The 20689-nt window shown below is 71.6% G+C and carries 11 protein-coding genes and 2 rRNA genes; 4 read left to right on the top strand and 9 right to left on the bottom strand.

Going from position 1 to position 20689, the window contains the following annotated elements; all coding sequences use genetic code 11:
- Positions 1-52 precede the first annotated feature (52 nt).
- The 4 genes from pgfA to C1I95_RS18835 all read right to left on the bottom strand — a co-directional run bounded on the left by pgfA (position 53) and on the right by C1I95_RS18835 (position 8000).
- Positions 53-1189 (bottom strand): cell envelope lipid trafficking protein PgfA, encoded by a 1137-nt coding sequence (gene pgfA / locus C1I95_RS18850; RefSeq protein WP_111215136.1) that lies wholly within the window; start codon positions 1187-1189, stop codon positions 53-55.
- Positions 1190-1258: 69 nt separating this feature from the next.
- Positions 1259-2080 carry a class I SAM-dependent methyltransferase gene (locus C1I95_RS18845; RefSeq protein ID WP_111215135.1) on the bottom strand — a complete coding sequence of 274 codons (822 nt, stop codon included), beginning with the start codon at positions 2078-2080 and terminating at the stop codon, positions 1259-1261.
- The gene (locus tag C1I95_RS18840; RefSeq protein WP_233513746.1) at positions 2077-6336 is read right to left on the bottom strand and encodes an alpha-(1->3)-arabinofuranosyltransferase; all 4260 of its coding nucleotides are present in this window, start codon (positions 6334-6336) and stop codon (positions 2077-2079) included. Before C1I95_RS18840 ends, C1I95_RS18845 begins: the two co-directional genes overlap by 4 nt.
- Positions 6333-8000 (bottom strand): substrate-binding and VWA domain-containing protein, encoded by a 1668-nt coding sequence (locus C1I95_RS18835; protein ID WP_111215133.1) that lies wholly within the window; start codon positions 7998-8000, stop codon positions 6333-6335. The genes C1I95_RS18840 and C1I95_RS18835 overlap by 4 nt, the downstream gene beginning before the upstream one ends.
- A 260-nt stretch (positions 8001-8260) precedes the next feature.
- Between C1I95_RS18835 and C1I95_RS18830 the strand changes: the two genes are divergently transcribed.
- Entirely contained in the window at positions 8261-9421 is a 1161-nt protein-coding gene (locus C1I95_RS18830; protein ID WP_111215132.1) for a glycosyltransferase family 4 protein, read from the top strand.
- Positions 9422-9491: 70 nt separating this feature from the next.
- On the opposite strand, the gene C1I95_RS35295 is transcribed toward C1I95_RS18830, so the two are convergent.
- Both C1I95_RS35295 and C1I95_RS18825 read right to left on the bottom strand, forming a co-directional pair.
- Entirely contained in the window at positions 9492-9653 is a 162-nt protein-coding gene (locus C1I95_RS35295; protein WP_158566423.1) for a hypothetical protein, read from the bottom strand.
- A complete protein-coding gene (locus C1I95_RS18825) occupies positions 9650-11368 on the bottom strand; it encodes an MmpA family trehalose lipid delivery protein (RefSeq protein ID WP_111215131.1) in 1719 nt (572 codons plus the stop codon). Before C1I95_RS18825 ends, C1I95_RS35295 begins: the two co-directional genes overlap by 4 nt.
- Before the next feature lie 149 nt (positions 11369-11517).
- Between C1I95_RS18825 and C1I95_RS18820 the strand changes: the two genes are divergently transcribed.
- A complete protein-coding gene (locus tag C1I95_RS18820) occupies positions 11518-13800 on the top strand; it encodes a glycosyltransferase family protein (protein WP_146605762.1) in 2283 nt (760 codons plus the stop codon).
- A 45-nt stretch (positions 13801-13845) separates the two neighbouring features.
- On the opposite strand, the gene C1I95_RS18815 is transcribed toward C1I95_RS18820, so the two are convergent.
- Positions 13846-14601 (bottom strand): FkbM family methyltransferase, encoded by a 756-nt coding sequence (locus C1I95_RS18815; RefSeq protein WP_111215129.1) that lies wholly within the window; start codon positions 14599-14601, stop codon positions 13846-13848.
- A 174-nt stretch (positions 14602-14775) separates the two neighbouring features.
- Here C1I95_RS18815 and C1I95_RS18810 point away from each other — a divergent pair, with 174 nt between their 5' ends.
- The gene (locus tag C1I95_RS18810; protein ID WP_199523812.1) at positions 14776-16053 is read left to right on the top strand and encodes a polysaccharide biosynthesis protein; all 1278 of its coding nucleotides are present in this window, start codon (positions 14776-14778) and stop codon (positions 16051-16053) included.
- A 158-nt stretch (positions 16054-16211) separates the two neighbouring features.
- Complete coding sequence (locus tag C1I95_RS18805) at positions 16212-18029, top strand: VanW family protein (RefSeq protein WP_111215128.1); 1818 nt, start codon at positions 16212-16214, stop codon at positions 18027-18029.
- A 503-nt stretch (positions 18030-18532) separates the two neighbouring features.
- On the opposite strand, the gene rrf is transcribed toward C1I95_RS18805, so the two are convergent.
- Positions 18533-18649: ribosomal RNA gene (rrf, locus tag C1I95_RS18800) — 5S ribosomal RNA — on the bottom strand.
- A 93-nt stretch (positions 18650-18742) separates the two neighbouring features.
- Positions 18743-20689: ribosomal RNA gene (locus C1I95_RS18795) — 23S ribosomal RNA — on the bottom strand; the annotation flags it as partial.

Here is a 20689-nt window from a genome sequence, read left to right as displayed (position 1 = left end):
GGGCGGGCCCGTACGGGCCCGCCCCCTCCGCGTGTTCCCACGGTTCAGCCGGTCAGCGCTTCTCCGACTCGTCCTGCGCGGGCCGCTGGCCCGGCACCGCCGGCTCGTCGGACTTCCAGTTGGTCGACGCGGGCGGGATCTCGTCGGTCAACGGCCCACCCTCCGGCTCGTCGTCCCGCACCGGCGGCTGGTCGACGCGGGTCGGCGTCGGGTCGGCGGCGTGCCGGGCCACGGCGGCCGGGGCGGCGCGGCGCGAGACCAGCAGTGCGACGGCGATCAGCACCAGGCCCAGCACGGCGATCCCGATCGGCGCGTACACGCCGAGGATGGTGAGCTGACCACGGCTCGTCTTGGCCCGCTCCACCGAGGACGCCACGGTCTCGTCGTTGTAGGAGAAGTCCGCGTCCAGCAGCGTGACCGGGGTGCCCACGTTCGGCACCAGCACCTTCTTCTGCTGCTCCCGCACGTTGACATAGGAGCCGGTGACCGGGTCGACCCAGACCGTACGGGTGTTGCTGTAGACGACGTCGCCCGAGGTCGCGCCCGGAGCGAGCGCACCGAGCAGCACGGCGACCCGGTCCGGGGCCAGCGCCAGCTTCTCGTCGGTGATGACCTGCTCGTAGCGGTACGCCTCGAGGCCGTCGACGTCCTCGGTGCCCTTGTACTCGGCCATCCGGGTCTGTCGCAGGTCCCGGTCGAAGACCTCGTAGTTGCCCTGTGCGGAGTTGAACGGGAACTTGTAGACCTGGCCGGCGAACGGCACCTTCTCCGCGGCGCCGCTGTCGTCGAGGTACTGCTCGTTCCACTCGACGGCCGCTCCAGAGACCCGGTCCAGCGCCAGCTCGGCGCCGTACGCGCTGACCAGTTCCTTGGTGTCCGTCCGGTCGACGGTCTGGCCGACCCGCCAGATCACCGTGTCACCGGCGAGGTCGCCGCTGAGCGCCGCGGTCTTCGCGCGCTCCGGCGTGACCAGGACGGTGGACTTCAGGTCGGCCCGGTTGATGGCGACCGCGCCGTTGGTGATCTGGAGGAACGTCGCGCCCTTGGCCTCGGCCACCGACGTCGACGGATCCAGGTCGTAGGGCAGTTTGGTCATCGCGGGCTTGACGACGAACACCAGCCCGGCGGCCAGCGCCAGGAGCAGTACGCCGCCACCGAACAGCACGGCACCCACGGCGCGGTGCTTCATGTTTGCCTCCCTGAGGAGCTCATTTTCGTCGGTATCGATCAGTGAGATGGCCGCGAGGTTACTCCTTGGTCACATAGCAACGCGACCCCCGGTCAGCTCTGATTTCTTCACCGCGTCGGGCTGTCGCCCCACGGTCCGGCGCAGTACGAGCACGAAGTTCCAGGCCACGACCTCGCGGACGCCGGGAACCCGGATCACCCACCGGGCCCACCACGGGTGGTATCGCGGCAACGCGTCCACCACCTCGACGTCGCCGTTACCCCGGGCCCAGCGCAACGTGCCGGCGATCGAGACCGGGAACAACGTCTCGCGGAACCGGTTCTTCGGCGGGCGTCCCATCCGTCGCTCGTAGCGGCGGCGAGCCCGGTGCCCACCGAGGTAGTGCCACGGCGCGGTCTCGTGCCCACCCCAGGGCGACAGCCACGGGGTGTACGACACGAAGAGCAACCCGCCCGGCCGGGTCACCCGCACCATCTCGTCGAGCATCCGGGGCGGCTCGGCGACGTGTTCCACCACGTTGGACGAGAACGTCACGTCCACGCTGCCGGTTCGTACCGGCAGCGCGGTGCCGCTGCCCCGCAGCATCCCCGCCACCGACTCACCGGCCGCGGAGAAGTCACCGACGTCCGGGTCCAGGCCGACGTACCGGGCACCGGCCGCGCGGAAGGCCGCCGCGAAGTATCCCGGCCCGCCGCCCACGTCCAGCACCGTCCGGCCAGCCAGCTCGGCGTAGCCGGAGACCTGGCGTACCGAGTCGGCGGCCAGCAACCCGTAGAAGTGATCGGGGTCGGTCTGCTCGACCAGGAACGCGCGGAACAGGGTCACCGAGCGGCGCAGGGTGGCGAAGCGGCGTCGTGCCGCCCGAAGCGTCCGGTCGTCCGCTGCCGTCACCGCGCCACCGTCCCGTCCTCGCCCGTGCCGCCGGCCGACGCCGGCGGTCCGCCGGATGTGCCCGGCGTCACATCATGCGGGATGGACGGATCGGGCCGCACACCGGGGACGGGGACCACCGCCGCAACCACCGCGCCGATCGCCACCAGCATCGCCGCCTGCACCCAGGAGCTGTACGCCCAGTCCTGCCCGTGGCCCTGCAACCGGCCGGCCACCGCGGTCGCCGTGGCCACGGTCAGCCCACTGAGCACCACCACCGGTAGGGCCCGCACGGCCAACTGCCGCAGCAGCATCGCGGCCAGCACGATGGCCACCGGCAGCACCCCGCCCAGCACGGCGAGCAGCACCACCAGCAGCACCCCGATCGCCCAGGCCGAAGCCTCGGCCGGGATCGCACCCGCCCCGCTCGCGTCCACCCCGGTCCGACGGCGCACCGGCCAGGCGGCCAGGATCAGCACGCCGATCGCCGTCACGGCCCCCGCCACCAGTGCGCCCTGGTAGGCCCGGTCGGGCGCGAAGACGAGGCGTACCTCGCCGCCGGAACCCGGCGGCAGCACCCACGCCTGCTGCCATCCGTCCACCCGGGCGGTGGCCAGCCGCGCACCGTCCAGGGTGGCCGTCCACCCGGCGTTCGCGTTCTCCGGAACCACCAGCAGCGCCCGCTCGCCCGCGGCGACCCGCACGGTGCGATCCGTCGGCGCCCAGTCCAGCACGGTGACCTCCCGGTGCCGGGGCGCGGCGGTGCCGTCGTCGTCCGGCCGCAGGGCCGCGTCCCGCACGACGAAACCCTCCGACGGTACGGTCGCCAGCCGGTGCCCGCCGGCCGGTAGGTCCAGCACCGCGCCTCCGTCGCCGCAGACGTGGACCGGCACCGGCCGGCCGGCCAGCACGTCGCCGAGGGTGGCGGTGACGGAGGTGTCGTACCGGAAACCGTCCAGCTCGACGGTCGGCCCGTCGCCGCACCGTTCGACCACCCGGGCGTCGGCGTCGATCGACTTGAGCAGATTCGCCAACGCCGGGATCTCCACCTCCGCGATGCCCGCGGTGGCGGGCCAGCCGTTGCCGCGCCGGTCGGCCACCCGGTGCTCGGTCTCCCGCACCACGATCTCGATCCGGTCGGTACGCACCGCCGAAAAGCGGACCGTTCCGTCGGCATCCACCGGCACCGCCACCTGACGGCCCGGTGTGTGGATCTCGACCTGTTGCGGCAGCGAGCCGACCGGCGACGATGCGGCCCGCAGCCGCAGCTGGTCGATCCGGCGCTGGCCCGACCAACTCAGTCGCAGGGTAGGACGCAGGTCGCCGCTGTCGGCGAGCCAGGCCGTGCCCGGATCACCGTCGATCGCCGCGTACGCCGCAACCGCCGGATCCCCGGCCAGATGCGACGAGGCGGTGGCCCTGACCTTCACCCCGGACAACGTCAGCTCGGCCCCCGGACGCGGCACCGCGCGCAGCTTCATCCGGTACGTGCCGGCGGCTGGGTTGCGGAACAGCCGGTCCAGCCCCAGCGGCTCCTCACCGACCCGGGCCAGGAACCGGTCGCAGCGGATCACCGTGTCGGCCGCCCGGGCCGGCGCGCCGGCCCCGCCGGAGCCCGCCGCCACCCGGTCCACACCGTTCGCGGCGGTCGGATAGCACGCCGGCCGGTGCGCCGGGCCACGGCTGAACGCCCAGCTGACCGGGCCGGACAAACCTTCCGGCAGGTCGGTCGGGGCGCGCAGCGCGCGACGTGGCTCGCTGTCCGGGATGGACAGCTCCCGGATGCCGACGCCGCCGTCGAGCCGGCCACCGGCCACCGCCAGCACGGTCACCCGGACCCGGCTGGTCGAGCCGGGCAGCGTGTAGTACGAGTGGCCGCCCAGCGTGGGGGCCACCTCGTGGTCCACCGAGCCCCGGTCGGTGGTGAGCCGGAACCGGGTCACCGGCCAGCCCACCGCGAGGTCGTCGACGAACGCCAGCCGCACGTTCTCCACCTGGCGCGGGGTGTCCAGGTCAACCTGGAGCCACTGCCCGACCGGCCCGACCAGCGGAGCCGAGTGCCAGGCGGTGCCGTACTCGCCGTCGACCGCCGCGAACGGCAGGTGCGACGGGTCGGCCGGGCCCAGGGTGTCCACGAAACTCACCGCCGAGGACGCGGTCACCTCGCGTACGCCCTGGTAGGTCGCGGTGGTCTGGTGCCGCTCACCGGCGAAGGGCAGCAGGTCGAGGGCGACTCGGCCCTGCCGCCCCGCCTCGTTCGCGGTCAACGTCTCGGACAGGTTGTCCCGGACCCGGCCGATGTCCCGTTCCCGGCGCCGCAGGCCGTCGGTGACGATCCACGAGTCGCCGGTGGCGTCCGGCGAGTCCTCCCGGTCGCCGGCGAGCACCACCGGCCGGTCCCGTTCCACCACGCCCTGCTCCAGCAGGGGCAGCAGCGACTCGGGGCCGCCGCTGACCGTGGGCACGTCGGCGGTGAGCACCGCCGAGGCGGCCGGCACCGGCCGCTGCACCTCGTACACCTCGATCGCCGGCAGGGTGCCGGCACCGTCGTCCACCGGGCTGCCCGGCGTACGGGACAGGGCGTCTGTGGTGCCGAAGGTGGCCACCCGGGCGATGCCCGGCGAGTCGGCCAGGGCCCGGCGTAGGACGGCCACCGGCGGCGCGTCCACCTGCGTCCGATCGATGTCGTTGCGCAGCACCAGGTGCCGGAAACCGGACCGGGCGAGCAGGTCGGCCAGCCCGGCGGAGCCCTGTCCGCTGGCCAGCACCTCCTCGACGGTGTCCATCATCCGGGTGTTGCCGGCGGATCCGAGCGGCACCTGGTGGCGGACCGCCCAGGGCGCACCGGCCAGGGCCTGCAACGGCTCGTCGACCGTGCGCCCCCACTCGTACAACCCGAAGCCGGAACCGGGCACCACCAGAGTGCGGGCCAGCGCGTCGCGGTCGGCCAGCCAGGTCGCCGCGGCGCGCCAGTGCGGCGGCAGGTCGGACCAGCCCGGGCCGGGACGCAGCAGGCCCAGCCAGGCCGGCGCGGCGGCGCCCAGCACGAGCAGCAGCACCGGTACGAAGACCAGCGGGCGCAGCCGGATCCCGGGCCGGCGTCGGGCCAACGCGTGGTGCATCCGGGTGGCCACCGCGTCGACGCCGTGCGCGAAGCCGAGCATCAGCGGCAGCCGCAGCACCGGGTCGAGCTTGTGCACGTTGCGGAACGGGGCCAGCGGGCCGTCCAGCAGGTTGCGGACCAGTTCGGAGATCGGACTGTCCAGCGCGCCTACGTAGCCGACGGTGAGCAGGGTCAGCCCGGTCAGGAAGCCGGCCACCAGGAACCGCCGCTCGGGCAGCAGGTTGCCGGCCAGCCCGGCGAGGCCGATCAGGGCCACCACCGCGGTGAGCGCCATCAGCGCGGGGTGGTCGATCAGCAGCCACCCGGCCGGCCACCAGGGCTCGCCCTGCACGATGTACGCCACCCACTGGTTGGTGCCGCGTACCGCCTGGAACAGCGAGGCCACCGCGGTGGTCGTGGTGGACGACTCGATGTAGTCCAGGAAGGGGAGGCTGTACTGGCCGAGCAGCAGCAGTGGCACGATCCACCACAGGCAGACCGCGAGCACGCAGACGCACCACCAGGCGACCAGCCGCCGGTGCTGCGCGTCCCAGCGCCGGGTGAGCAACCAGACGCCGGGCAGCAGCAGGGCCAGCAGCACCACCGCGGCGTTGATCCCGCCCATCCCGAGCACGGCCAACGCGGAGAGCGCGGCGGCCCGGCGCGGGGAGCCGATCCGGCGTACGGAGACCAGCGGCAGCAGGACCCAGGGCAGCATCGAGGCGGCGAGCGTCTCCGAGGAGAGCGCGCCGACCTCGGTGAGGATGCGCGGGGCCAGCGCGTAGCCGAGCGCCGCCGCGTACCGGGTCGGTTCGGTGCCGATGTTCAGTGCCCGGGCCAGCCGCAGCAGTCCGTAGAACGCGGCGGCGAGCAGCAACGCCGTCCACAGCCGCTGGGTTATCCACGGCGGCAGGCCCAGCAGCTGACCGGCGGCGAAGAACGGCCCCATCGGGAAGAGGTAGCCGTACGCCTGGTTCTGCAGCTCCCCCGAGGTGGCCTCCGGGTTCCACAGGTGCAACGCCCGGGCCATGAAGTGGATCGGGTTGGCGGCCAGGTCGAGCTTGGTGTCGAAGGTGACCTGGCCGGGCCGCTGCCCGAAGGCGATCGCGGTGAGCAGCAGCAGCGACAGCGCGGTGCCGGGTGACCGGCGCAGCCACGCCAGCACCCGGCTCATCGGCGGCACTCCGGGGGCAGGCAGCTCAGGTCGGCCAGCGCCGAGAAGAAGATCCGCCGCATCCCGCCCGGCTGCTCGGTGACGAACACCCGCCCACCGGTGACCTTCGCGATCGCTTTCAACTCCTCGGGGTCGATGTCGCCGCCGAGGCCGATGAAGATGATCGGCAACGGCCGGCGTGGTTCCTGCAACCGCTCAAGTTCGGCGAGGAAGGCGGCCCGGCCGATGCTGTCGTCGTCCTCGTTGCGCCCGTCGGTCATCACCAGCACCAGGTTGATCCGACCCGGCGTCCAGTTGCGCCGCGCGTCGCGGTACGCGGCCAGCGTGCTGTCGTACAGGCCGGTCCCGCCCTGCGGCTTGACCCGGACGGCGGCCAACTCCTCGGCCAGCCGTTTCCGCTGGACGCCCAACGGGCCCACCGGCAGGATCTCGCGGTAGTCGCGGTCCCCGTCGACCTTCGTGGCGAAGACCCAGATGCCGAGTTCGCTGTTGTCCAGCAGCAGCGCCGCGCCCTCCTGGGCGGCCCGGACGGTGGCGTCCAGCCGGGTTCCACCGCCGGGCACCTGCGCGGCCATCGAGCCGGAGACGTCCAGCAGGGTGAGGATCCGGGCGCTGCGCTGCACGCCGCTCCAGCCGGTGAGTACGTCGGTGACCGTCTCCTCGGCCGGCAACGGGACCGGCCGGCGTTCCTCGGTCCGCAGCCGGTCGTCGGTCGGCATGGCCGGCGGGAAGCCGGACGGGGTCCGGAAACCGTGGCCGGTGAAGATGTCCCGGGACCCGGCGCTGAGCAGCCCGGCGAGGAAGTTCGCGGCGGCGTCCCGGGCCCGCCCCTGGGCGGAGGGCAGCACCACGTACGGCAGGTCGAGCCAGGGAACCGCGATCTCCGGGTACGCCGCGACCAGCTTGCCGGAGCCGGCCAGCGCGTTGTGTTCGAGCACCGCCTGCTCGCTGGCGGCGACCACGTCGACACGTCCGGGCAGGTCACGACCCGGGGTGAGCGGGCTGGCGTCCTCGGCCGGGCTGAACGTCCGCTCGGCGAGGCGGCGTAGCGTCGCCGCCACGGTCGCCGCCGAGTCCCGGTTGTCGTCGGCCAGCACCCGGACGCCGAGCAGCGCGCCGACTCCGGCCGGATCGGCCGCCGGGTCGGGCAGTCCGACCTGGACCCCGCGCGCCTTGGTGCCGATCAGCGACGCCCAGGTCAGCGGCTTGGCCGGCCAACCCGAGCGGCGCGCGACCCGCTCGGTCACCGCCAGCACCACCGGGGTGCTGGCCACCGACGTGCCCTGGCCGGGCACCTCGAACGCGCCCACCGCCCGGGCCCGGCGCAGCCAGAACGTCGACTCCGGCAGCCAGGCGTCCGCGACGTCGACGCCGTCGGCCAGTTCCCGGGCGACGGTGGCCGATGGTCGGGCCTGCACCTCGACCGACACGCACGGTTGGCTGCCGGCGTTCGCCCGGGCCACCCGGTCCACCGCCGGTGCGATCACCGGAGCGGCCACCACCCGCAGCCGGACCTGTTCGACGCAGGCCGGCGTACCCCGGTCGGCCCGCACGTACGTCACCACCGCCCAACCGGCCAGCAGCAGCGCCAGCGCGGCGCTGAGCAGCACCACCGGCGAACGACGGGACAGGGCGCGCGCCGGCGCGGGACGGTCGGCCACCACCGCCGCCTCACCTCCTCGTCACCCCTGCGGACGACGTTCCACCGCAGGTCACACCTTGACTGCGACTGAAGTCGGGGCACCGGGCACCGGGCACCGCACGTGGTTGCGCTGCACACCCTGCCAAGGTTTCCGTCTGCCGGCAAACCCCAGATCGATGAGCCGTTATCGGATCGTCGCTGCCGGGTCCACCCATTGCGCACCCGGGCCGGGCCGCCCTAGGGTGGCGCGATCGTGCTCACTTACTCACCGGTAGGAGCAGCGTGGACAACTCCGGCACCCCCTCCCGCCATGTCCTGTTCCTCAACTGGCGCGACACCACCAATCCCGAGGGCGGCGGTTCGGAGGTCTACCTTGAGCGGATCGCCGCCGAGCTGGTCACCGCCGGTCACCGGGTGACTCTGTTCTGTGCCGCGCACGGCAACGCCGGCCCGACGGGCACCACCGACGCCGGCGTACGCGTGCTGCGCCGCGGCTCGCGGATGACCGTCTACCTCCGCGCGGCGTTGACCTGCCTCGCCGGCCGGTTCGGCCTGGGTCCGTTGAGCCGGCGCGGTCTCGGCCGGCCGGACCTGGTCGTGGACGTCTGCAACGGCGTGCCGTTCTTCGCCCCGCTCTACGCCGGACGGCCGGTCATCGCGCTGGTGCACCACGTGCACCGGGAACAGTGGCCGGTGGTGTTCGGCCCGTGGATGTGCCGGCTGGGCTGGTGGATCGAGTCCTGGCTGGCGGTGCGGCTGTACCGGCGGTGCCGGTACGTCACCGTCTCCGAGGCGAGCCGGTCCGAGCTGACCACGTTGGGCGTGGACGCAAAACGGATCGACGTGGTGCCCAACGGCACCTCCCCGGTGACCGGCCGGGCACTGCCCCGGACGTCCCATCCGTCGCTGCTGGTGCTCGGCCGGCTGGTCCCGCACAAGCGCGTGGAGATCGCCCTGCGGACGGTCGCCGAACTGGCCACGGAGCTGCCCGATCTGGAGCTGGTGGTGGCCGGGCAGGGCTGGTGGGAGGAGCCGCTGCGCGAGCTGTCCGGCTCGCTCGGGATCACCGACCGGATCCGGTTCGCCGGCTTCGTCAGCGAGGAGGAGAAGCACGACCTGCTCTGCTCGGCCTGGCTGGCGCTCACCCCGTCGCTGAAGGAGGGCTGGGGACTGACCATCGTGGAGGCCGCCGCCCGCAGCACCCCGACGGTGGCGTTCCGCTACGCCGGTGGGGTCGCCGAGGCGATGGTCGACACCCAGACCGGCCTGCTGGTCGACGACGAGCGGGAGTTCACCACGGTGGTCCGGGAACTGCTCGCCGACGACGTGCGGCGTAAGGCGATGGGCGAGGCCGCACTGGCCCACGCGGCCCGGTTCACCTGGGCTGCGACCGGCGCGCGGTTCGCGCAGCTGGTGACCCAGGCGACCGTTCGCGCCGGCTGACCGCCGCCGTCGAACCTGGACACGACGAAGGGCGCCCGCGAACCGCGGGTGCCCTTCGCTTTGTTCGAGGTCAGCGCGTGCCGTACAGGGGGGCCTCGGTCTGCTCGCTCACCTTGGAGTTTGCGGCCTCCTTGGCGGACGGGCTGAGCACGTTCGCCAGACCGACGCTGCCGAGCATGCCGAGCACGATCCCGAGTACCCCGACGGCGACGAACGCGGGCAGGTTCCTCATCCACCTTCTCCTTCCGCGGGACTCGCGTGCCGGGACGCTACCACGCGGTAGCACAATCGCGCAGCGCCCGAAACACCGATGGCCAGCACCACCGTTCCGGCCAGGAGATGGGCCAGCCCCACCGGGCCGGGCCGGGCCGGTGGGGGCGGCGGGGTCCACGCCGGATTCTCGTACAGGGTCAGCTCACCGCCCGCGTACGCCGGTCGCAGGCCGGCCAACGTCGCCGGGTCCGGCGTCGGGCCGGCGGCCCGCTGCACCAGCACCCACCGGGGGCCGGCCGCCGCCACCGGCTCACCCGCGGCGAGCAGCTCACGCAGCCGGGCGGCCCGCGGATCCTCGCCGGCGACCGCCGTGCCGCCCACCCGCAGCGTGTCGTCGATCAGCACCGGCACGCCGAGGTACCGGGGCGCCGGGTCGATCACCACCCGGCCGGCGTTCCAGGCGTAGCTCTGATACTCCTGGAACGGCAGCGAGACCACCTCACCCGGTCGTTCGTCGACCAACCGGGCCACCGTCGCCCAGTCCGCCGGCCAGGTCACCGGGCGGAGCCGCCCCACACCGCCGAAGGCCAGATCGGGCAGGACGGCCACCGGCAACAACGCCGCGCCGGCCAGCAGCACCCGCCCGGTCGCCGCGTCGAACCGGGCCGCCAGACGCTCGGCGAGCCGCTCCGCCCCCAGCGCCCCGGCGACCGCCAGGGCCAGGGCGTACGGCACCAGCAGCTTCTGCCCGTCGCGGAGCAGCCCGGCACCGGGCACGTCGGCGACCAGCCAGCCGAGCAGGGCCGCGCCGCCGGGCAGCACACCGAGCGCCGCCGCCAGCCACGACCCGGCCGCCAGCAGGCCGAGCCGGGCGACCATCGGCCCCGGCCAACGGCGCCGCAACAGCGGTACGCCGTACCCGGCGACCGCCAACACCAGCACCGTCGCCAGTGGCACCAGCCCCCCGGCCCGGGACACCGGAGTGGCCTGCCCGTTCCAGATGCCGCCGGTGCCGGCGAGCGCCACCAGCGGACCGGCCCAGTTCTCCGCGCGGGCCGCGAAGACCGCCACCCCGGCCGGGTCGGACCGGCCATCGCCGTGACTGGTGAACCCGGCCACCAGCCACGGCGCGTTCAGCAGCACCGTGGCACCGACCCCGATCGACACCGCGCGGGCCGCACCCCGGTACCGCCCGGCCAACAGCACCGTCACCGCGACCAGGGCGAGCAGCCCGCCGGTCGGCGTGATCGCCGAGACCGCCGCCGCCAGCAGCAGCCGGGGAAGCGCACCACGCTCACCCGCCCGTACCCCGAGCGCCGCCCGCACCAGCCAGGGCAACGCGGCGTACGCGACCAGCAGCCCCCACTGACCGATCAGCAACCGCTCGGCCAGGTACGGCGTCCAGGCGTACCCGAGCGAGGCAACCACCCGTACGGCCACCCGCTCGGTCGGCACCAGCCGTGCGGCGCCGAGCGCGGCCAGGTAGACGATCGCCACCAGGACCAGCCGTTGCAGCAGCCACCCCGGGACCAGCTGGTTGGCCAGCGCCACCACCGCGTCCTGCGGGACGGCCCGGGGCAACGCCGTGGCCGGGGCGATCACCTCCCAGCTCAACGCCTGCCTAGGCACGAACACCATGTCGTAGCGCAGCACGTAACCGGGCCAGGCCAGCGGCGCGAGCAGCACCGCCGTCACGGCGGCAGCCACCGCGTGCGGCACCAGCCGTTCCCGCATCCGTCGACCTCATCACCACTGCCGGGCGCGGCGACCGGCCGCGCTGGTGGCGGCCACTGTACGCGCCCGGTTCCCGCCGGGCCGACCGCCGCCGAACCATCCATTGACCTGATAGGAGGCGCGGTGACCGGTGTGGCAGTCTTCCCGCCATGACATCGACGGGGGCGGACGAGGCCATGGTGCCTGGCCGGATCGGCGGCTGGCTGGCCAGGGATCGGATCCGGGCGGTGGCGTTGGCGATGATCGCGCTCAGCGTGTTGTGGCGCGCCCACGTGGCGTCCCGCGGCTTCCTGGCGGCCGACGACTACGTGCTGATCACTCAGGCCGCGGAGTCCGACCTGACCGTCGGGCATCTCTTCTCGCTCTACAACAACCACCTCATGCCCGGTGGACGGCTGCTCATCTGGCTGACCACCGAGTACGTGGGGATGGCCTACTGGCCGTACGTGCTACTCATGGCGATCGGCCAGACGGTCCTCGGGATCGCCTCCCTCCACCTGCTGCGCCGGCTGCTCCAGCCGTCCTGGCTGCTGCTCCTGCCGCTCGGCGTGCTGCTGTTCAGCCCGTTGACCCTGGAGGCGACGACCTGGTGGGCCGTCGGGGTCAACATGCTGCCGATGCAGATCTCCATGGTGCTCGCGGTCAGCGCGCAGGTCGGCTACGTGCAGACCCGGCGCAAGCGGCACCTCGTGACCCTGGCGCTGGCCGTCCTGCTCGGTCTCTTCTTCTTCGAGAAGTCGATCCTGGTCGTGCCGCTGGTCTTCCTGCTGACCGCCGCCTTCTACGCCGAGGGCGGACCGGTCCGCACCATCTGGACCACGATCCGCCGCTGGTGGCCGTCCTGGTTGCTGCTGACCGTACTGTCGCTCGGTTTCCTGGTGGCCTACCTGAGGGGTTCGGAGTCCTCGCTGCGCCGGCCGGAGTCGGTGGGCGAGGTGTTCTCGTTCCTCACCCAGATGCTCGGATCCACCGTGATACCGGGCCTGGTGGGCGGGCCGTGGCAGTGGTTGGGGGCCGGTGACGGCGCACCGGTCGCCGCGCCGCCGCAACTCGGCACGTGGGTCGCCTGGACGATCGTCGTCGCACTGGTCGTGGCGACCGTACGCCACCGGCGGCGGGCCGGCCGCGCATGGCTGCTGCTCGGGGCGTACCTGGTCCTGGTGGCGGCGATGCTGGCCGCGACCCGGCTCGGTTCGGCCTTCAGCGGGGTCGCCGGCGGCGTGCCCCGGTACGTCAGCGATGTCGTCGTGGTCGCCGCGATCTGCCTCGGTGTCGCGGTGGTCGGGCTGGCCCGGACGCCCCGGACGGCTGGTCAGATCGACCCTTCCGCCGCAGACGGGCCGCCGTCGACGCCGGTCGACCGCCGGGAGCCGGTGGACGAGGAGGCTCAGGACCTGGCCGCGGCACCGATCCCGGTGCAGCCGCCCGTGCCGGCCGCGCCGCCTGCGCCGGTGAGGTACGCACAGCCGGCGCGGCTGGTGTCCCGACCGGGCGTCATCCACGCCGAGGCGCCGATCGACCCGGAACCGGATCCCGTCCCGGCGGCCGCACCCGCGGTGACTCCGGCTCCCGGTCCGGATGCTGTCGCCGGCCCGGACCCGACCGCCCATCCGGATCCCGAACCGGCCACCGCACCGGATGCCGTCCCCCCGTCGCCGGCACCCGACCGATCGCCGCCGAACGACCCGGGCTCGCCGGCGCAGCGTGCCCCCCAGCCGGGCACGTCGGGCCCGACCGAGCCGCCCGCACCCGGTCTGCTCGGCTCCCTGCCGGAGCGCTACCGGGAAGCGGTGAACGTCGCGCTCGCCCTGGTGCTCGTGGCCGTCTGCCTGGGCACCGCGTGGACCACGTCCCGGTACAGCGACGAGTGGGCGGCGAAGTCCGGCAGGTCGTACATCGACACCGTTCGGATCGAGATGGCCAGCGCGCCGCCGGACACGGTCTTCTTCGACGACCCGGTCCCGGACAACGTCGTACCGCGGCTGTCCTCGCCGTACAACATGCAGTCCCGGTTCTTCCGTGCCTTCGGCACCCGTCCCACCTTCGTGGACGAGGCCGACCACGTGTCGGTGCTCGACACGCTCGGTCGCATCCACGTGGCCACGATCATCGGCAGCACGATCCAGCCTGGGCCGCAGGAGGGCTGCGGCTATCTGGTGGCCACCGGTCAGACCGTCCGGATGCCGCTGAACGAGCCGCGCGACGAATGGCACTGGGTGGTCCGGATCGGCTACCTCAGCTCGGCCGATGGCACCGCGACGCTGAGGTTCGGCAGCGGAACCGCCGAGTTCCCGGTCAAGCGGGGTCTCAACCAGCGCTTCTTCCGGATCGTCGGCGGCGGGGACGCCGTGGAACTGACCGTGACGGGCGGCGACGTGTCGCTCTGCACCAACGAGATCGCGATCGGGAACCCGGCACCCAAGCCGAAGTAGGCCCCGCAACGGGCCGGCGGAGCGCGTCCCGCCGGCCCCGACCGGTCATTCCGGGCGGAACAGCACCGAGTTGACGTAGCGCGGACGCGGCCAGACGACCCGGCGGGCGAAGCTCTGGCCGACCCGTACGATCGCCTCGCGCTGGTGCCGACCGAGGTCGAAGTCGGCCAACGGCACCCACTCGCGGTCGGGCAGCACGTACCCGCGGTAGCCCCAACCGGTCAGCAGTTCGAGCAGCGGCTCCACCGGCTGGATCCGCTCCTCCACCTCGACCAGCAGCACCGGGCGATCCCGGCGGAGGGTCTCCGCCCCGCCCCGCAGCGCGGGCAGTTCATGGCCCTCGATGTCGAGCTTGACGAACCGCACGTCGGTCAGGCCGAGCGAGTCGAGGGTGATCCGCCGCACCGGCACCGGTACGCCCTGCGCCGGGTCCTCCAGCGACGAGGTGCCGACGATCGCCCCGCCCTCGGGGAGGTAGAGCGTCGCGGTGCCGTCGTGGTCGGAGACCGCCGCCTCGACCACCTCGACCGTGGGGAACGCGGTCCGAAGTTGCCGGGCCAGCGGGGCGGTGGGCTCGACCGCGACCACCCGGTCAGCGTGCCGGAGCAGCCGGGCGGTCCACGGGCCGTACCACGCGCCCACGTCGACGGCGGTGCCGCCGGCCGGGACGAACTCGGCGAGCCGGGCCAGTTCCGGCTCGACCCGCGGGTAGGCGCGGCGGATCGCCCCCGCGAGCAACCGCTCGGGAAGCACGGCCGCCAGGCCGGAGGTCGCTGCGGGGGCCGCCTTCGTCGATGCCATGGGGCAGCACACTAGACGTTTCCGCGTCGCAGGGGCAGGGGCCGCCGGTGCGGGGCTGTCGGGACGCTCGACCGGCCGGTACCGTCTTGCCGGTCGGGCCGGGATCTACCCGACGGGATCCGCCGGCCCGGGACGATGCCCCTTTGCGGTCAGGCTGGCACGACGCGGAGTGGCATGACGCAGACGACGGGCAGGGACGCCGCCAGGGTGCGGCTCGGTGCGGCCGGCGCCGCCGTCACCGTCGCCACCCTGGTGACCAACGCGCTGGCGTACGTCGTGCCGGTGCTGGGCGCCCGCCGGCTCAGCGCCGCCGACCTGGGCGCGCTGGCGACGGTGCTCGCGTTGGGCGCGATCGCCGCGGTGCCCGGGTTCGGTCTGCAGATCGCGGTGGCCGCGCACCGGGCCCGATGGGGCGGTGGTGGCGGCGCCGGCCGTCTGGGGCTGCGCACGGCGGCGCTCACCGCCGCGGCCGCCGTCGCCGCGGCACCGGTGCTGACGTTGGCCCTGCGACTGCCGCTCGGGCTGACGCTGCTGCTCGCGGCCAGCACGTTCGCCACCGTGCTGAGCGGCCGGTGGCTCGGCGAACTCCAGGGTGACCAGCGTTTCCTGCGACTCGCTGTGGCGATGACCGTGCTGGCCGCCGGCCGCTACGGCGGGCTGGTCGTCGGGCTGGTGCTCGGCCGGGGACCGGTCGCCTGCCTGCTGCTGGGTACGCTCACCGGCCTGCTCGCCCTGCCGCTCCTGGCCCGCCTCGCCACACCGCCGACAACCACACCCCCGACGGCCACCCCGTCGGACACGACCACCGAGCCGCCGGCCGACGCCGCTGGCGGGCAGGACCCGGCCGCACCGGGTCACGGCGTTCCGCGCCGGCTGGGTGCCCGGCAGGTGATGACCGCCGGTGGCGCCACGCTGGCGATGCTCACCATCTCGTACGCGGATCTGATCCTCGCCCGTCAGCTGCTGCCCGCCGCCGGCTCCGGCGCCTACGCGGTCGGTTCGGTCCTCACCAAGGGTGCGCTGTGGGCGCCGCAGGTGGTCACGCTGCTGGTGCTGCCCCGGCTGGCCCGGGGCGACCGTCGTGCCCGGCTGGTGGCGCTGGCGCTGATCCTGACCTGCGGGGCGATCCTGGTCGCCGCCTCCGCAGTCGGCGGCGAGCTGGCGTTCCGACTCGCCGGTGGCGCCGACTATCTGCACCTGGCCGGCTCGGCACCGCTGTTCGCCGCCACCGGAGCCCTCTACGCGGTGGTGTTCATGCTGGTCAACGATCGGGTGGCGACCGCTGCCCGATGGCCGGCCGCGCCGCTGTGGGTGGCGGCCGTCGGCCTGGCCGTGGCCGCCGCGCTGATCGCGCCACGCACCGTGACCGGCGTGCTCTCCTGCGCGCTGGCCGCCGCCACCGTGACCGCCGTGACGATGGCCTGGCTCGTCTTCCGCCCGACCCGGCACTGACACTCGCGGCATCCGACCAACACTGACCGTAGCCAACCGGTGAGCCACGACAAGTCCATCCGCACTCAGGCTCCCCGCCGGCCGTAGCGTTGGCTACCGTAGTTGTCTCCCGGGCGGGGGGCCCGGCTCCGCATGCGGTATGTCCCTAAGAGGTAGTTGTGACGCTGTACGGCGAAGAACGTCCGCCCGCCGACGACCGACCCACCGTGCAGGTGGCAGCGGTCAACTGGCCGGTCGAGGAACCCGTGCGACCGGCACCGGTTCCCCCATCGGGTGGCGAACCCCCCAGGTCTCGCCGGTTCCGGCTGCTGCTCGCCTCCGGAGTGGCCACAGCCGTGCTCGGCTCGGTCGGCGCGGTCGCCGTCTGGGCGTACGCCGGTGACGTGCCGCGCGGCACCACCGTGCTGGGCACCGAACTCGGCGGACGCAGCCGCACGGACGCGGCACGGGAGCTGCGGGCGCAGCTCGACCGCCGCGCGGCCGAGCTCACCGCACCGATCCAGGTACGCGTGGGGGAGCGGACGGCCGAGATCAACCCTGCCGACGTCGGGCTCACCGTCGACGTGGACGCCACCGTGGCCGCCGCGGCCGCCGCCAACGCGCACGCCGTGGATCGGCTGGTCGGCTCGCGGGAGGTCCAGCCGGTGGTCTCGGTCGACGTGCCGAAGCTGGAGGCGGCGCTGGAGAAGCTCGTCGGCGCCCAGGGCCGGAAGATGACGATGCCGGCAATCACCTTCTCCGGCACCACGCCGAAGGTGCGCTACCCCAAGCCGAGCCTGGCGGTCGACCCGGAGCACTCCGCGCAGGTGGTCAAGGACGGCTGGCTCGGCGGGCAGCCGGTGACCGTACCGCTGGTGGAGAACCACCCGGCCACCTCCGCGGACGACGTGGACCGCATGGTCGCCGAGCTGGCCAAGCCGGCGGTGGCGGCACCGGTCAAGCTGACCACCGACCGGGGGTCGGTGAGCATCCCGCCGCAGGCCATCGCCAAGGGACTCCGCTTCAAGGCCGACAAGACCGGCAAGCTCACCCCGAGCGTGGACGTCAAGCAACTGCGGGCCGCGCTCGGGAACAAGCTCGACACCGTCGAGGTGGCGGCGAAGGACGCGCGGATGACCATCTCCGGCGGCAAGCCGAAGGTTATCGACGGGCGCGCGGGGCAGCAGGTGGACACCAGCGACCTCGGCCGTGACCTGCTCGCCGTGTTGCCGCAGGGCGAGGGCCGTACGGTCTCCGCGAAGCTCAAGCCGGTCGAGCCGAAGCTCACCGCGGAGAAGCTCGCCGGTCTGGGCATCAAGGAGAAGGTCTCTTCTTTCACCACCAACTTCACCGGTGGCCTCTCCTCGCCGCGCAGCCAGAACATCGTGACGATCGCCAACGACGTGAAGGGCACCGTGGTGCTGCCCGGCGCGACGTTCTCGCTCAACGGTCACACCGGGGAGCGCGGCTACGCGCAGGGTTACCGTGACGCGCCGGTCATCCTCGACGGCAAGCTGGTTCCGGGGGTCGGCGGTGGCACCTCGCAGTTCACCACCACCCTGTTCAACGCGAGCTACTACGCCGGCCTACAGGACGTCGAGCACAAGCCGCACTCGTACTACTTCAGCCGCTACCCGGCGGTCATCGAGTCGACCATCTTCTGGCCAAACCTCGACTTCAAGTTCCGCAACAACACTGAGTACGGCGTGCTGATCGACACCTCGTACACGGCCAACTCGGTGACCGTGACGATGTGGAGCACGAAGATCTGGGACAGCGTCAAGACCGAGTACGGCCCCCGGCGGAACATCACCTCGCCCAGAACCGTCTACCTGGAACCGGGCCCCCGCTGCATCCCCGCCAACGGCAGCCAGGGCTTCACCCAGGACGCCTTCCGGGTCATCAAGAAGGACGGCAAGGTGGTCAAGCGGGAGAAGTTCACCTGGACCTACGACGCGGAGCCCCGCTTCATCTGCGCCAAGGAGCCCTCCTCCTGACGTCCGTCCCGCACCAGGCTCGTCGCGGCCCCGCAGGCTTCCCGCCGGCGGGGCCGTTTCATGAGGTACGCCCACCAGCCGCACCACCGAGGCGCCGCCCGCGCCGGCCGGGCACTCCGACGCGAACCTTGCCCTCGGCTCGGTACCTCGGACGCCCAGCGGCACTGCCGGCGCCTCGTGACACATCGCGGCCCCGCCAGCTGGGCTCCGTCCGACCGCAGGGAGGACACTGGTGCCCGGCACCGCCGCTGTGGCATTCGCCGTTCGGTGTCTCGGATGCCGCGCCAGAAAATGCGGCGGGCGACGTCTCCTCAGCCGGCTACCACGTGAGATCGCCCCACGAAACCCGTCTCCGCTCGACGCGGTGGCGCCGAGGTTTGGCAGCACGACCGCGGCTGCGATGTATCGCAGTGACCGGCTCACGGCGGCGAGATCGCCGCTGGGATTTGGGCTGGGAATGCGTTTAGGGCCACCCCGTGCGGGGTGGCCCTAAACGAAAGAGTGTCCGGCGGTGTCCTACTCTCCCACACCCTCCCGGGTGCAGTACCATCGGCGCTGGAGGGCTTAGCTTCCGGGTTCGGAATGTGACCGGGCGTTTCCCCTCCGCCATGACCGCCGTAACCTTATCAACATATCAAACAACACCACACCAACAATGTCGGGGTGTCTGTTTGTTTGTCGTGAGTTGCACAGTGGACGCGAGCAGATCTTTGATAGTCAAGTCCTCGGCCTATTAGTACCGGTCAACTGAACCCGTTACCGGGCTTACATTTCCGGCCTATCAACCCAGTCGTCTAGCTGGGGGCCTTACCCCACCAAAGGTGGGTGGGATACCTCATCTTGAAGCGAGCTTCCCGCTTAGATGCTTTCAGCGGTTATCCCTTCCGAACGTAGCTAACCAGCCGTGCCCCTGGCGGGACAACTGGCACACCAGAGGTTCGTCCGTCCCGGTCCTCTCGTACTAGGGACAGCCCTTCTCAAGTATCCTACGCGCACGGCGGATAGGGACCGAACTGTCTCACGACGTTCTAAACCCAGCTCGCGTACCGCTTTAATGGGCGAACAGCCCAACCCTTGGGACCTGCTACAGCCCCAGGATGCGACGAGCCGACATCGAGGTGCCAAACCATCCCGTCGATATGGACTCTTGGGGAAGATCAGCCTGTTATCCCCGGGGTACCTTTTATCCGTTGAGCGACACCGCTTCCACACGCAAGTGCCGGATCACTAGTCCCGACTTTCGTCCCTGCTCGACCCGTCAGTCTCACAGTCAAGCTCCCTTGTGTACTTGCACTCAACACCTGATTGCCAACCAGGCTGAGGGAACCTTTGGGCGCCTCCGTTACCTTTTAGGAGGCAACCGCCCCAGTTAAACTACCCACCAGACACTGTCCCTGAACCGGATAACGGTCCGAAGTTAGATACCCGAATCAACCAGAGTGGTATTTCAAGATTGCCTCCACACATACTGGCGTATGCGCTTCACCGGCTCCCACCTATCCTACACAAGCTAACTCAGATACCAATGTCAAGCTATAGTAAAGGTCCCGGGGTCTTTCCGTCCTGCCGCGCGTAACGAGCATCTTTACTCGTACTGCAATTTCGCCGGGCCTGTGGTTGAGACAGTGGGGAAGTCGTTACGCCATTCGTGCAGGTCGGAACTTACCCGACAAGGAATTTCGCTACCTTAGGATGGTTATAGTTACCACCGCCGTTTACTGGCGCTTAAGTTCTCCGCTTCGCCCCGAAGAGCTAACAGGTCCCCTTAACGTTCCAGCACCGGGCAGGCGTCAGTCCATATACATCGAATTACTTCTTCGCATGGACCTGTGTTTTTAGTAAACAGTCGCTTCCCCCTGCTCTCTGCGGCCATACAACGCTCCACCCGCGCGGGGCTTCACGTCTCCGGCCCCCCTTCTCCCTAAGTTACGGGGGCAATTTGCCGAGTTCCTTAACCACAGTTCGCCCGATCGCCTCGGTATTCTCTACCTGACCACCTGTGTCGGTTTGGGGTACGGGCCGCTCAGAACTCGCTAGAGGCTTTTCTCGGCAGCATAGGATCACTGACTTCACCTGAATCGGCTCGGCATCACGTCTCAGCCTTAATGGTGTGCGGATTTGCCTACACACCGGCCTACACGCTTACCCCGGCACAACCACCGGCCGGGCTCAGCTACCTTCCTGCGTCACCCCATCGCTTGACTACTACCCGTCAGGTTCCCACGCTCCCCACCCTCAACCCGAAGGTCTCAGATGGATTGGGTGGTTAGCACAACGAGGTTCATCAGGGACGCTCTTTCGCGGGTACGGGAATATCAACCCGTTGTCCATCGACTACGCCTCTCGGCCTCGCCTTAGGTCCCGACTCACCCAGGGCGGATTAGCCTGGCCCTGGAACCCTTGGTCATCCGGCGGAAGGGTTTCTCACCCTTCTTTCGCTACTCATGCCTGCATTCTCACTCGTGCCGCGTCCACAACTGGGTCACCCCGCTGCTTCACCCCCGGCACGACGCTCCCCTACCCACCCACACACCTGCACACCATCCCGAAAGACGATGCGAAGCACACGTGTGAGTGCCACAGCTTCGGCGGTGTACTTGAGCCCCGCTACATTGTCGGCGCGGAACCACTTGACCAGTGAGCTATTACGCACTCTTTAA

Origin of the sequence: Micromonospora craterilacus (genome assembly GCF_003236315.1) — a bacterium.
Classification (GTDB): Bacteria; Actinomycetota; Actinomycetes; order Mycobacteriales; family Micromonosporaceae; genus Micromonospora; species Micromonospora craterilacus.
The sequence above is the reverse complement of the archived record's forward strand: the minus strand, read 5'-3'. Positions and strand labels throughout refer to the sequence as shown.

Excerpts from the sequence above, each read along its gene's own strand:
- pgfA (WP_111215136.1), bottom strand. The coding sequence starts at position 1,189 with ATGAAGCACCGCGCCGTGGGTGCCGTGCTGTTCGGTGGCGGCGTACTG.
- C1I95_RS18840 (WP_233513746.1), bottom strand. The coding sequence starts at position 6,336 with ATGAGCCGGGTGCTGGCGTGGCTGCGCCGGTCACCCGGCACCGCGCTG.
- C1I95_RS35295 (WP_158566423.1), bottom strand. The coding sequence starts at position 9,653 with ATGAGGAACCTGCCCGCGTTCGTCGCCGTCGGGGTACTCGGGATCGTG.
- C1I95_RS18825 (WP_111215131.1), bottom strand. The coding sequence starts at position 11,368 with ATGCGGGAACGGCTGGTGCCGCACGCGGTGGCTGCCGCCGTGACGGCG.
- C1I95_RS18820 (WP_146605762.1), top strand. The coding sequence starts at position 11,518 with ATGACATCGACGGGGGCGGACGAGGCCATGGTGCCTGGCCGGATCGGC.
- C1I95_RS18815 (WP_111215129.1), bottom strand. The coding sequence starts at position 14,601 with ATGGCATCGACGAAGGCGGCCCCCGCAGCGACCTCCGGCCTGGCGGCC.
- C1I95_RS18810 (WP_199523812.1), top strand. The coding sequence starts at position 14,776 with ATGACGCAGACGACGGGCAGGGACGCCGCCAGGGTGCGGCTCGGTGCG.